General features: G+C 45.7%; 12 protein-coding genes. 5 read left to right on the forward strand and 7 right to left on the reverse strand.

The annotated features are described in order from the left end of the window. Nucleotides 1–9: 9 nt before the first annotated feature. From J7I42_RS04335 to msrB, 4 genes are all read right to left on the reverse strand, one after another. Nucleotides 10–936, reverse strand: coding sequence for a rhomboid family intramembrane serine protease (locus J7I42_RS04335; RefSeq protein WP_209137543.1), 927 nt, complete (start codon nucleotides 934–936; stop codon nucleotides 10–12). Nucleotides 937–1,134: 198 nt separating this feature from the next. Continuing rightward, nucleotides 1,135–1,827 (reverse strand): rhomboid family intramembrane serine protease, encoded by a 693-nt coding sequence (locus J7I42_RS04340; protein ID WP_209137544.1) that lies wholly within the window; start codon nucleotides 1,825–1,827, stop codon nucleotides 1,135–1,137. A gap of 97 nt (nucleotides 1,828–1,924) precedes the next feature. Continuing rightward, nucleotides 1,925–3,352, reverse strand: coding sequence for a 23S rRNA (uracil(1939)-C(5))-methyltransferase RlmD (gene rlmD / locus J7I42_RS04345; RefSeq protein ID WP_209137545.1), 1,428 nt, complete (start codon nucleotides 3,350–3,352; stop codon nucleotides 1,925–1,927). 507 nt (nucleotides 3,353–3,859) lie between these two features. Further along, a complete protein-coding gene (gene msrB, locus J7I42_RS04350; protein WP_236065390.1) occupies nucleotides 3,860–4,441 on the reverse strand; it encodes a peptide-methionine (R)-S-oxide reductase MsrB in 582 nt (193 codons plus the stop codon). Nucleotides 4,442–4,730: 289 nt separating this feature from the next. Between msrB and J7I42_RS04355 the strand changes: the two genes are divergently transcribed. Beyond that, nucleotides 4,731–5,312 carry an adenylate kinase gene (locus J7I42_RS04355; protein WP_209137546.1) on the forward strand — a complete coding sequence of 194 codons (582 nt, stop codon included), beginning with the start codon at nucleotides 4,731–4,733 and terminating at the stop codon, nucleotides 5,310–5,312. 167 nt (nucleotides 5,313–5,479) lie between these two features. Here J7I42_RS04355 and J7I42_RS04360 read toward each other — a convergent pair whose 3' ends face one another. The 3 genes from J7I42_RS04360 to J7I42_RS04370 all read right to left on the reverse strand — a co-directional run bounded on the left by J7I42_RS04360 (nucleotide 5,480) and on the right by J7I42_RS04370 (nucleotide 8,992). Then, nucleotides 5,480–7,189 carry a hypothetical protein gene (locus tag J7I42_RS04360; protein ID WP_209137547.1) on the reverse strand — a complete coding sequence of 570 codons (1,710 nt, stop codon included), beginning with the start codon at nucleotides 7,187–7,189 and terminating at the stop codon, nucleotides 5,480–5,482. Between the two features lie 212 nt (nucleotides 7,190–7,401). Beyond that, the gene (locus J7I42_RS04365; RefSeq protein WP_209137548.1) at nucleotides 7,402–8,394 is read right to left on the reverse strand and encodes a S1C family serine protease; all 993 of its coding nucleotides are present in this window, start codon (nucleotides 8,392–8,394) and stop codon (nucleotides 7,402–7,404) included. 127 nt (nucleotides 8,395–8,521) lie between these two features. Continuing rightward, nucleotides 8,522–8,992: a hypothetical protein gene (locus J7I42_RS04370; protein ID WP_209137549.1), complete on the reverse strand. Its 471-nt coding sequence runs from the start codon at nucleotides 8,990–8,992 to the stop codon at nucleotides 8,522–8,524. Between the two features lie 124 nt (nucleotides 8,993–9,116). Here J7I42_RS04370 and J7I42_RS04375 point away from each other — a divergent pair, with 124 nt between their 5' ends. The 4 genes from J7I42_RS04375 to J7I42_RS04390 all read left to right on the forward strand — a co-directional run bounded on the left by J7I42_RS04375 (nucleotide 9,117) and on the right by J7I42_RS04390 (nucleotide 13,451). Continuing rightward, nucleotides 9,117–9,638 (forward strand): hypothetical protein, encoded by a 522-nt coding sequence (locus J7I42_RS04375; protein ID WP_209137550.1) that lies wholly within the window; start codon nucleotides 9,117–9,119, stop codon nucleotides 9,636–9,638. A gap of 221 nt (nucleotides 9,639–9,859) precedes the next feature. Next, the gene (paaZ, locus tag J7I42_RS04380) at nucleotides 9,860–11,905 is read left to right on the forward strand and encodes a phenylacetic acid degradation bifunctional protein PaaZ (protein WP_209137551.1); all 2,046 of its coding nucleotides are present in this window, start codon (nucleotides 9,860–9,862) and stop codon (nucleotides 11,903–11,905) included. A gap of 127 nt (nucleotides 11,906–12,032) precedes the next feature. After that, entirely contained in the window at nucleotides 12,033–12,800 is a 768-nt protein-coding gene (locus J7I42_RS04385) for an enoyl-CoA hydratase/isomerase family protein (protein WP_209137552.1), read from the forward strand. 21 nt (nucleotides 12,801–12,821) lie between these two features. After that, a complete protein-coding gene (locus J7I42_RS04390; protein WP_209137553.1) occupies nucleotides 12,822–13,451 on the forward strand; it encodes a DNA-3-methyladenine glycosylase family protein in 630 nt (209 codons plus the stop codon). The last annotated feature ends 50 nt before the right edge of the window (nucleotides 13,452–13,501 follow it).

Consider the following 13,501-nt stretch of genomic DNA (forward strand, 5'->3'; position numbering starts at 1 on the left):
ATTTTAAAATTACAACTCTTCGTCTTCTGCAGCCCGTTTCAGAATGTCTTTTTCTTCATCGGTGAGAAAACGATAGCCTTGCTGATTGATCTTATCCAGTATTTCGTCAATCCTTTTCTGGGTAATATTGGGAATCTTTTTGAATGGTTGGGTACCTCTTGTATTGTAATGCAGATCAGTTTTTGCGGTCTTCTTCCAGCTTTGCCGGTCGGGGTTGAACAAATTCCCGAACCAGTCAAAAAAGTTATTCATCCAGGTACTCCAGTCGTGCCCCCGCCGCATTTGATAAACAAATAGAAATCCTACACCGGCGCCAGCAATATGGGCAAAATGACCAGGCGTGGTCTTTTGTGCTGCCATCAGTGAAAAGTCGATGATGAGGTACAGTACAGTCAGGATCCACAAGGGGATACCTCCATTTATCATGGGGAAAATGCGATAGTCAGGTGCCAGTGTTGTAGCGGCTACGGCAATGGCCATAATACCGGCCGATGCCCCTACCAGGGTAACTGCTGGCCCGGCAGGCACCAGTTTGGGAACCAGGTTGTAGCAGGCTACAAAAAACAAAGCGGCACCTACACTGCCATATATGAAAACGGGAATGAGTTTATTATTACCGGTAAGGTCCTGGAAAATATAGCCAAATGCCCAAAGCCACAGGATATTTCCCAGTACATTCCAGGGGTCGCTGTGCATGAACATGAAGGAGATCAGCGTCCAGGGGCGGGTCATCATTTTTTCAAAATCACCGGGTACTACCAACCAGTTGAAGATGTTCTGGTCGTATGCCGCCATGTCTTTATCAGCAATATTATATACCAGCCAAATGAATTTAAAAATACAGAACACGATGGCCAAAATGCCAATCAGCAACACCAGGTTGTTCCCATCCTGGCCCAGCCCTATTTTTTTCTTATACCGATCTTCGCTTAGCACGGAATGATTTTTAGTGAAATTACAAAATCCTTTAATCCTTCTCCTGACTCCCGCTGACGAGGGACTCCCCAAACAGGGTACGTTCACCAAAAGCGGAAGGGTACACAGGGCAGACCCTTTTTAACTTTTCGCAGTCCGCCAAAGGCGCGGCACGTTCGCTAATTTAACAGCCAAAGGGTAGTTAAAGTTGCGCATAGCTCAATAAAAGGTGCGTCTGTTTGACCTATTCATTGTCATTACCAGAATCAGACCAACAATTGCACCGCCCACATGGGCAAAATGAGCTACATTGTCACCACCACTTGGGTTAATACCGCCAAACAGATCGAGCAGGAAGTAAGCTATTACCAAATATTTAGCTTTAACCGGAAACAAACCGTAAATATATAAAGGCGCATTAGGGAAAGTGTAGGCAAAGGCAGCCATTACTCCATTGATGGCACCCGAAGCACCTACCACAGAGGTCCAGTACACAGCTCCCCCACGCATCTTAAATTCGTCCAGAGAAATTGCGCCACTGTTTAATTTGTTAGTCAGCATCTCCATACTGAAACCCAAAACACCCAGTTGTACCAGGGCTGCGCCAACGCCACAGATCAAATAAAAAATAAGGAACCTTTTGCTGCCCCAGATATCTTCGAGCGTTGAACCAAACATCCAAAGCACAAACATATTTATGAGGATATGAAAAAACTCCTTGCTATGCAAAAACATGTAAGTCACCACCTGCCATATTCCGAACTTGGGGTTTTCATAATGATGGAGGGCCAGTAGATCTATAAATCGGTCGCCAAAAGTTAATTCAGCTATCCAGAATAATACATTTACTATAATCAGGTTCTTAATTACCGGAGGAATTGACTGAAAACCGCGCGGTCTTAAATCTGCCATTCTACAAAGTTTAGTACGTGAATTTCGGTATGTTTTGTTACAAATAAGGCAGTGAGATTGTTATTTTTAGCCCTTACTGCCCTTTCTATTTTTACACCTACCTCAGTTTCAATTGAACTACATTTTCTATATGATGCGTGTGCGGGAACATATCTACCGGTTGCACATGCGTCACTTCATATTTTTCGTCGAGCAAATTCAGGTCTCTGGCCTGGGTAGCCGGGTTGCAGCTTACATACACCACCAGCGGCGCCGACGTTTCCAGTATTTTACGCACCAGTTTTTCGTGCATCCCGGCCCGCGGCGGGTCAGTAATTATTACATCGGGCTTACCATGTTCCTGAAAAAATTCACTGGTACACACGTCTATTACATCGCCAGCGAAGAATTTCGCATGTTCTATATTGTTGAGGGCCGCATTTTCCCAGGCATCGGAAATTGCTTCCTGCACCGTTTCAACCCCAATTATTTTTTTGGCTTTGTCGCTTACAAACAATCCAATACTTCCTGTACCACAATACAGATCATACACCGTTTCCTGACCGGTAAGACAGGCCAGTTCGCGGGTTACCTGGTACAAACGTTCGCCCTGGCGGGTATTGGTTTGAAAGAATGACTTGGGCCCTATCTTGAATTTCAGTTTTTCGCCACCTGGTGTTACAGACAGCGTTTCAATGATGTACCCTTTGCCAAAGTATGCTTTGGGCTCCAGGTCGTAAATGGTATCGTTCTTTTTGGGATTGATGGTGTACAGCAGGGTAGTAATTCCCGGCACCTGTTTCAGCAGATGGTCGAACAGGCGCACTCTTTCCTTTTCATCGTCGTACCCAAAACATACATTTACCATTACCTCGCCGGTAGTGGCTACCCGAACAATGAGCGTACGGAGCCAGCCGTGATGAAAACGGATGTCGTAAAAAGTAAGGTTGTGCTCTTTGGCATAATTGCGAATCGTATTCTTGACGGCATTTACCGGCTCGGCCATTAAATGGCAGGTGTTTATGTCAATCACTTTATCGAACAGGCGGGGCACATGGAAACCGAGGGCATTTTCCTGATCGATGGGGGCCTCTTTTGCCGCCGCAATCTCATTTGGCAATAAATACCGGCGGTTGCTAAAAGTGAACTCCAGTTTGTTGCGGTAGCGGGCTGTTTCTGTACAGCCTATTATGGGCTGAATGGGGGGCAATTGAACCTTACCGATCCGCTTCAGGTTTTGCACCACCTCGTTTTGTTTGTATTGTAATTGCTTCTCATAGGGCAGCATTTGCCATTTACAGCCGCCACAAACGCCAAAATGCTCACAGAAGGGGGTAACCCTGTCTGGGCTGAATGAATGAAAATGAATGGCTTTTCCTTCACCCCATTCTTTTTTGCTTTTTGAGAGCTGTACGTCTACTACATCGCCAGGTACGGCGCCTTCGATAAAGATCACTTTGCCGTCAATTTTACTCAACGCTTTGCCTTCTGCTGCATAATCTTCAACCGCAACCTGTTGTAACAACGGCTTCTTCTTTTTATTCATGGCGCAAAGATAATATGAAGTAGGAAGTAGGAGATAAGAAGTAGGAAATACCTTTATTCCGGATCCCTGATAAAATTCCGCAGGCAGAATTTTGGAACTCAGGTACCCGGCGGGGGTTGTAAAACAAAAAGGCAGCCCTGTTGAACAGGGCTGCCACCTTCACGCTATTATTACAAGCAAAAATAGACCCGTGGTTAAACAACCACAGTCGTTATCTAAATAACATCAAGCCACGCGATAAAGTTTCTGTTATCATGATTTTTGCTTTTTATTTAATATTTACCCTTAGCGTTCAATAAACATGTCCCTAAAAGGCAATGGGAAGTAGGCGGGCGCAATGGGAACCTTGTTAAAAATCAAATGCTTAACGTATAACAGCGTTAAGCATAGATATCTTGTAGCATTGGCAATAGCCGATTGACCATTGACCCACCCCTAACCTCCCGCTTTGCGGGAGGATTCTTTAGAACAAGCATTAACTAAACGACATTGGCTGCCTATTACCTTTTAATTATTCCCCTTTTTCTGTTCTCCTTCATTGTACTTTTTTTCTGCGGCCTGTGCTTTTTCAAAATCCAGCACCACCCCATTTATGCAATAGCGCAACCCGGTTGGTGGCGGACCATCGTCAAAAACGTGTCCCAGGTGTGCCTTGCAACGGCCACACATCACTTCGGTGCGGTTCATTCCATGTGTATTATCGGCTGCATAAATTATGCTGCCCTTAGTAATAGGTTGATAAAAGCTGGGCCAGCCGCAACCACTTTCAAATTTGGTATCGCTTTTAAACAGCGGGTTACCACAAGCTGCGCAGTAATAGGTGCCTATTTCTTTAAAATCTTCAAATTTGCTGGTCCAGGGCCTTTCGGTCCCTTTTTCCCGGGCAATGGCGTATACGTCGGCAGGCAGCAGCTTTCTCCATTCATCATCACTGATATTCACCTTCGACGAATCGGTGCGGGAATAAACTGTGTTTTTCTTTGATGTATCCATATTTGCTTTTTTCGGTGTATTTGATTGAGAATAAGAGCATTGTTGAAAAACAACGGCCAGCATCAATAGTGTCAGGCTCTGTAGAACGCGCTTCATAAAAATTTGATTATGTTTCCCAAATGTACGTAGCCAGAGTACGGTTTGGATGTCTGATAACCGACACCTTATTAGAGCTTAACATTTTGTTTAGGCTATGGTTTTAGCGCTGCCGTCATTTATACCCGCCCATATATTAATAAAATCACGCGAACCCCGGTAATTGTGTAATAAGCAGCAAAAAAAGGGGGTTCTCATTAAATAATTTTTAATCGGAAAGCCCATATTCTAAAGGGTTTATTTCTGTTGTTGAGTTATATTTGCCGACTCATAAAGGGACTAACTAAACATGTTTAATCTTATATTATTTGGACCTCCCGGCAGCGGAAAAGGAACTCAATCAGAGAAATTAATTGAAAGATTTGGTTGGATCCACCTTTCCACCGGTGATTTGTTGCGTAGGGAAATTGCTAATGAAACCCAATTAGGGTTAGAAGCAAAAGCTTTTATGGATAAAGGCCAACTGGTGCCTGATGAAGTGGTTATTGGCATGATCGGCTCTGCTTTGGATGCCAATCCTACAGCCAAAGGCTTTTTGTTTGATGGTTTCCCCAGAACAACAGCCCAGGCAGAAGCCCTGGATACTTTACTGACCAGCAAAACCAGTGAAATAACCCTGGTGCTGGCGCTGGAAGTTGGTGAAGAAGAACTGGTGGCCCGTCTGCTGAACAGAGGTAAAACGTCTTCCCGCAGCGATGATCGCGATGAATCTGTAATTCGCAAACGCCTGACGGAATATGCTACCAAAACAGCCGCTGTTGCTGACCACTATACCAAATTCGACAAAGTGGCTAAAGTAAAAGGCGAAGGCAGCATTGAAGAGATCTTCCAGTCACTGCGTGAACAAATAGAAGCCAGACAACCGGCTTAACGGGTTTGGAGTTTGTGCCCGCCCGTACCGAAGGGTATATTCGGGCGGGGTACGTAGTTTGTGGTTTTATAAATATTAAAACCTCCTATTTTACCGCAACCTCAAGCTATTAGGTTAGCCTGCATAATATTGAAAGGCATCTGTTTATTACCGGATGCCTTTCTTTTTTAATATCTCCAGCTATTCAGGTCTGCGCCAGCAGGTGCCCGCTTCTTCACTTCTTCGGCCCATTTACTTATAAACATTTGGTGGTAGCGCAATCGCGAAATATAGTTGGGTTGGGTATGATCGCCATTCCAGCAATGTTCCGCCCGGTCGCCATAATCTACTTCGCCATTGTAGGCGGGGTCCTGTAACCCTTTCAGCATTTCCTCAGTAAAATACACGGCGTTATTCAGGTAATAGTTATCCATATCGCCACAATAGATGTGCACCTTTCCGGTTAATTGTTTGCCGATCTTTGACCAGTCCCTTTTCATGATCCACGACAGGTCGTAATGCTCTTTCCAATAGGCAGCTACTGTGCTATCAATAACACCGGTTTGCTTATCAAAAATGCGTTTGGGGTATCCGTCTTTGTCAACAGGTGAAAAGACCGCTTCCCAAATATCCCACTGTTGGCCGCTACGGGTTTTGGTGCCTAGTGTAAGCTCGCGGTAATTCATTTGCTGAATGGTGGCGCTCACCTGACCGAGGTAATTACGATGCCCCGGCCGGGGCGTTTTTTTGAAATCGCCTTCCTCGAAGTAGGCGTTCTTGTCTTTATACAGATCAAACACGGTATAGGCCCTGAAATCAATTGGGTCGGGACAGGCCGCATAACAACCATTGTATTCCGTTGGGTAGAAGACCTGCGCCGCCAGCACTTCCCAGCCGCCGGTACTACCACCATACATAAAACGTGCCCAGCCCTGGCCTATTCCGCGAAAGCGTTTTTCTATCTCTGGTATCAGTTCGTAGGTAATGGCATCGCCATAAGGGCCCAGGTTTTCACTATTCACAGCATAAGAGTCATCGTAATACGGGTTGGCATGTTGAATTTCAATGGCAATTACCCGTGGAAAATTGGGCCCTGTCCATTGTTTATAAAAGTTATAAGCCTCCTGTTGCACAATCCTGTTATAACCTTTTAAATTAAACCGGGGATTGTAATCGGGTTGTAGTGCTGTATCGGGCGGGGTGGTCCGAAACCCACTAAGATCATCAGGAAAGTGACCATGAAAAATAGCCAGCGGGTACTTAACATCCGGATGTGTATCCCAGCCTTCGGGCAATAATATATGAGCGCCCAGGTACATGGGCCGGCCCCAGAATGCTGTCAACAGTTTGCTTTGGACCTTTATGTGTTTTATGTATTTGGTATCAACCGGTTCTTTTATGGGCGGGATCACCTCGCTTAGATCGATCTGAATGATATTTTTTAACCGGGCATCAATGTGCACTTTAACTGGTTTTGAATACAGGTTACCCGGCGCCAGGTTCCATTGCTGGCCTTCGCCCCTGTCCATCGGAAGCTTTACCACATGCCCGTCTTTACGATGAAAGGTTTCATAGCGGTGGAGTAATGCCTGTACATAGTAATCACCAGGCGGAAGCTGTTGCAGGCTTTGAATGGGATATCCCCACTCTTTGGCGGTGAACCGTTTTGATTCTGCAGGTTGCCAGTTCTCCACATCGAGGCCAAATGCCTGTTGGGTGCCGGCATCATCGTTTATCTGGAACCGTGGTTCCTGGCGATTGTTATTTGATAAAAGCAATAACAGCCGCCCATCGAGCGGCTGCGTGCTTTGTTTAGCTGAAAAATTTACCAGAATGGCTTGTTGGCAAATGCCTGTTGTTGAATAAAGGAGCAAAATGCAGCAGACTAGTTTTCTCATGTAACTTGTTTGGGTACATAAGATAATCAAATATCGGCAGACGGCGGATGGCAGTCGGCAATTTTGGCCTCGCCCGCCGGAGCCTTGGCGTAGGAGGGCCTTTCCTCGTCAACTGATCAACTGCTCAACTCCAAATCAACCTGTCAACGTGTTAACGTGTCAACCTTGTCAACTTCCCCCTTTATCAACTCTGTCAACTGGTCAACCCCAACCTACCTCATTTCTCCCGGAATAACGGTGATGGTTGTTTTATGACCGCCGCGCAATACCTGAACAGCCACCCTATGTCCGATCGTTTGTTCATTCAACTGTTTATGCAGGTCATCAACAGAACCAATTGGATGGTCATTAAACCCAACAATAATATCACCGGTATGCAATTCCGTGTTATAAGCCGGAATATCAGCTTCAATTTCTGAAATATACACGCCGGTACGTTTTTCCAACCGGTTGGCGGCAATCATGCGTTCTGTTAAATTAACCAGTTGTCCTGCCAGTCCCAGGTAGCCCCGTTTTACCCTTCCCTGCATAATGAGTTTACCGGTCACATACGCAGCTATATTGCCTGATACCGCGAAACAAATTCCATGGGCGGTTGGTATCATGGCCGTATTTACGCCAATGACCTGCCCAACCGAGTTTACCAGCGGTCCGCCAGAATTACCGGGATTTAAAGAAGCATCTGTTTGAATGACATCATCGATCAGCCGGCCATCGGAAGCGCGCAGCGTTCTACCCAGTGCGCTTACCACACCTGCCGTAACGGTATGTTGTAAACCCAGCGGATTACCAATGGCGATGGCAATTTGCCCTACCTGTAACTGGTCGCTGTTTGCAAATGACAATGCTTTCAGGCTGTTCTCATATATTTTAAGAACTGCAATATCAGTGCTTCGGTCGCTGCCTTTTAATTCGGCAGTTACCTTTCGACCATCGGCCAGGGATACTTTTATATCGCCTGCGCCTTCTATAACGTGATGATTGGTAACAATAAATCCATCAGAAGAAATAATAAAGCCAGAACCACTGCCTTGCGTTACGCGCTCCTGACGCGTACGCCGGTCTGCTATTTTTTTGGCGACCTCAATATGAACAACGGATTCTGCTATACCACCTACAACACCGGTAATGGTTTTGGAATAAGCATCCAACAACTCATGATCGGTATGTTGTATGAATTGAGGAGGAGTATCTATCGTTTGCATGGTGTACTTCCGGCAAATTATTTACCAGAAGTATTTTGTGTCAGGATGACATGAGGAGATAGGGGACGGCAATTGTGAATTGGCGCCGCCAAAAATCCATTGCCCATTGCCCATTGCCCATTGCCTTCTACCTTTTTAACAAAGAATCAGCCTGTTGCAGGGCAGAAAAGATATGTTCCTTTACCGCAGCTACTTTCTCTTTTTCGCCTTCCAGGTATTTAACACGCAACTCTTTATTATCGGCGAGGGAGTCGAGTTTAAATTGTTGCATCCAGTTATCCATTTCGTCATCCGCTTTCTTCAGGTTGGTTTGCAAATTGACCAGCGCCTCTTTGTAAGCAGCATCTATCTTTTTAACCGGCAGTTTACCAAGACTATCGAGCTGGTGAGTAGTTTCGGCTATGTTCTTCCGCAGCTTACCTACTTTTGCCATACCGGCATCGTGCCCTTTCATTACTTCATGGAACAAAGAATCTTCCCTGGTTTTTAAAACAGGCGCATATCCGTTTTTGTGTGTGGCCGGTTCACCTTGAGAAGCATCATTACAGGCGCCAACAAACAGGCCAATAGTTACCAATGCAATAATAAACCGCGACATAAATATGTTAGATTTAGAGATTTAAAAAATCTGTTCAAAGTTAACGGCTTTTATACGCTAGCGGGTTTTAAATCCGTTTAATAATCGGGTTTACCTATTTTCGCACCATTAATCCTGCAGAGTAATGGCTAACTGTTTCCGGCTTACCTTTTTAGCAATCATCGTGTTTGCACAAACCGGTACTGCTCAAATAAAACCGGGGCCCATTTTCAGACTGGGCGCTACTGTATCGTTTGGGTTATCCAATCTTGCCAACAACCATGTTGGTATTGGTGGCATTGTGGGCGCTGAAAAAATGATTTCCAAATACTTCGCTGCCGAAACCGAGGCCTCTTATAATTACTTCACCGGCGATAACGCCATTTATTCAGATTCGAAAAATAAGTCTTATACCATTCCGGTGCTCGCCGGGATAAAATACTACCCCATTTCTAATGTGTATGCCTCGCTACGAACGGGTGCCATTTATTTTCTCCTGAACAATATGCCAAAGGCCCGCCCCACTATAGGTTATGGCGCTGCCGGTGGCATTAACCTGCCTCAGAAAACCAACCGCCTCAACGTCCAACTGTCCTATACCGGCTTTCAGTATGATGGTATTAGCCGGGGATATGCTACATTAGCGGTTGCGATCATCATCAGATAGTCGTGAATCCTGAATCGGCAATGGCGCTCGATCAATTAAATTAATAACTGATCTTGCGCCGCCGGAATTTTCTGCCGACTGCTCTCGGCTCAGCCGAGACCGACTGCCGACTGCCGACTGCGGATTGTGGGTTGCCGAAAGTCGATTCATGATGAATGATTGACGATCAACGATTCTCCCGATAACAACGGGACCATTGAAGAAAAACAAAAACTACATGAATGAAAAAATTGGGTAACTATGTAACCGGCCGGTGGATAACTGGTGACGGAGAGGGCCAGGCTTTGTACAATGCGGTAAATGGCGAAACGATTGGCTTTGCTTCTACCCGCGGCCTCGATTTCAATGCCATCCTTGATTATGCAAGAAAAACCGGCAATCCTGCCTTGCGTAAGCTCACTTTTCACGAACGTGGCCTTATGCTGAAAGCACTGGCTTTACACCTCCGCAACCATCTCGAAAAATTCTATTCCATCAGTTATAAAACAGGCGCTACCAAGGCCGACAGCTGGGTTGATATTGAAGGTGGCATTGGCAACCTGTTCTCTTATGCTTCCTTACGCCGCAAATTTCCTAACGAGCCCTATTGTGTGGATGGCGAAGCCATTCCACTGGGCAAAGGCGGAACTTTTATGGGTCAGCATATACTGGTGCCTAAAGAAGGGGTGGCTGTACACATCAACGCATTCAACTTTCCGGTATGGGGAATGCTGGAAAAAATTGCCGTGAACCTGCTGGCAGGCGTACCGGCCGTTGTAAAACCAGCGACCATCACCTCTTACCTTACCGAAGCCGTGGTACAGGAAATTATTGCTTCCGGTATTTTACCCGAAGGCTCGTTACAACTATTATGCGGGTCTGCCGGCGACCTGCTCGATCACGTTACGGCACAAGATGTAATTACCTTCACCGGTTCTGCCTCCACTGGCTTGCAATTGAAATCAAACCCCCGCATACTGGCCGAAAACGTTCCCTTTACCATGGAAGCTGATTCCCTCAACTGCATTGTGCTGGGCAACGATGTATCACCTGAAATGCCTGAATGGGACATTTTTATAAAAGAAGTTCGCCGTGAAATGACCACCAAGGCCGGACAAAAATGTACGGCCATCCGCCGCATCTTTGTTCCGCAAAATAAAATGGAGGATGTATGGCTGGCACTGGGAAAAGCGCTTAGCCAAACAACCATTGGGAATCCCGAAAATGACAAAGTACGCATGGGTTCCCTGGCCGGACAAAGCCAGCGCGAAGAAGTAATGGCACAGGTGCAAAAACTGCTGGCTTCTTCTCAAATCGTTTATGGCTCGCTTGATAGTGTACAGGTAGTTGATGCCAATGCAAAAAAAGGCGCCTTTATGAGCCCCTTGTTATTAAAGAACGAAAAACCGTTTGATACTGAAGCCGTTCATAGTGTAGAAGCATTTGGCCCCGTTAGCACCATTATGCCATACACTTCTACCGATGAAGCCATTGCATTGGCCAAAAAGGGAAAAGGCTCCCTGGTTTGCTCTATTGTTACTGCCAATAATAAGATCGCACGCGACTATGTTTTAGGCGCCGCTACTTATCATGGCAGAATACTGGTGCTGAACAATGAATGCGCCAAAGAAAGCACCGGACATGGCTCCCCGTTACCCCTGCTGGTACATGGCGGTCCCGGACGTGCCGGTGGCGGAGAAGAAATGGGTGGCGCCAGAGGCGTTAAGCATTATATGCAACGGGTAGCCCTGCAGGGATCACCTACCGCTATTACTGCTATCACCAATGTATACCAAACCGGTGCGCAAACCCGTGAAGACGAAAAGCATCCTTTTAGAAAATACTTTGAAGAACTGCAGATCGGCGATACCCTTATTACCCACAAGCGAACCGTTACCGAAGCCGATATTGTGAACTTTGCCAATGTAAGCTGGGACCATTTTTATGCACACACCGATCACACTTCTTTACAAGGCACCATATTTGAAAAACCGGTTGCTCATGGCTACTTTATCTTAAGCGCCGCTGCCGGCTTATTCGTTGATGCCAAAAAAGGTCCGGTATTATTAAATTACGGACTGGAAGAATGCCGGTTTGTAAAACCGGTATACGCCGGGGCTACCATTGGCGTGCAGCTTACCTGCAAAGAAAAAATTGAGCAGGAGAAAAAAGACGAGAACGACATTGCCAAGGGTATTGTAAAATGGCTGGTAGAGGTGTCAGACGAAACGGGTGAACCCGTTGCCGTTGCCACTATTCTTACCATGGTTGCCAAAAAATCACAATAACATTTAATTAAGGACCCCGACGGTACCGTCGGGGTCTTTTTTATTGAGGTATTTAATAACTTTATAGAGCAGCTCTTCGGGGATCGGACTGCTAGCTTTCATTTGCTTTTCTAAATAAAATTATTTTATGTCAGCAGGATATGTAAAATCGCATATTGATCACAATGGCGTAAATACCATTGAATTCTTTCATCCACAAAGTAATTCCCTGCCAGCCAGACTGCTTGAAGACCTGGCGCAAACCATACACGGAGCCGGTAATGATGAAGATACCAAAGTAATTGTGCTTCGCTCGGCTGGTGAAAAAGCATTTTGTGCCGGCGCTTCTTTCGATGAACTGGTGGCCATTAAAACCCAGGAAGAAGGTACACAATTCTTCAGCGGCTTTGCTCATGTGCTGAACGCCATGCGCACCTGCCCGCAATTTATTATAAGCCGCATTCAGGGCAAATGTGTGGGCGGTGGTGTTGGTATTGCTGCCGCTTCCGACTACGCTATTGCAGTGGAAGGCGCCGATGTTAAATTAAGTGAACTGGCTGTTGGCATTGGACCTTTTGTAGTTGGCCCTGCCGTTGAACGAAAAATAGGGCTCGCCGGGTTTGAAAGCCTGGCCATCGATGCTACCATGTGGCGGAATGCAGAGTGGGCCAAAAAGAAAGGGTTGTTCTCAGAATTGCATGCGTCAATTGATGAAATGGATGAATCAATACAAAGATTATCCTATAACCTGGCGCACAGCAATCCACATGCGATGGCAGAAATGAAAAAAATGTTCTGGAAAGGCACTGAAAACTGGGACACTTTATTACATCAACGCGCTGTTATCAGCGGCAGACTGGTATTAAGCCAGCATACCCGCTCGGCTATTGAAAAATTCAAAGCAAAAGTAAAATAGTACCATCCTGGTTTCTATAGCATGTTACAATTCAACAATGATAACTTTCAGCCCTTTTGCAATGAATTGGCTGAACGGGAGCCTATCTTTAAAAACATTCTGCAGCAACACAGCTATCCACCCATGTGGACACGCCCGGCCAGTTTTGCTACCCTCATACATATAGTATTAGAGCAACAGGTTTCACTGGCGTCGGCAAGGGCTGCATTTAATAAGTTAAAAGAAAAGCTCGGGCAAATTACCCCGGCCAAATTGCTGCAGTTATCTGATGAAGAATTGAGAGCCTGCTACTTCAGCCGGCAAAAAACAGTATACGCCCGGCACCTGGCCGAAGCATTTATTTCGAAAAAAATTCAACTGAATAAATTAACTACCTCGCACGACGATGTTGTGCGGGGTATTTTAAAACAGGTAAAAGGCATTGGCGACTGGACTGCTGATGTTTACCTGTTGTTTGCATTGCAACGAACCGATATATTTCCTGTAGGTGACCTGGCTATGGTAAATGCTTTGAAAGAAATAAAACAGTTACCGGCGAAAACATCAAAAGAAGACCTCCTTTTGCTGGCCGAACCCTGGCGGCCTTATAGAGGGATTGCCGCTTACTTGTTGTGGCATCATTATATAAAAACAAGGAACATTAAATATTGAGTAGTTGTAGCGCCGCTACAGTGGGGTTGCAAGCCCCCTGTAACCTATAG

It is taken from the genome of Niastella soli (assembly GCF_017742245.1).
In the GTDB taxonomy this organism is placed as follows: domain Bacteria; phylum Bacteroidota; class Bacteroidia; order Chitinophagales; family Chitinophagaceae; genus Niastella; species Niastella soli.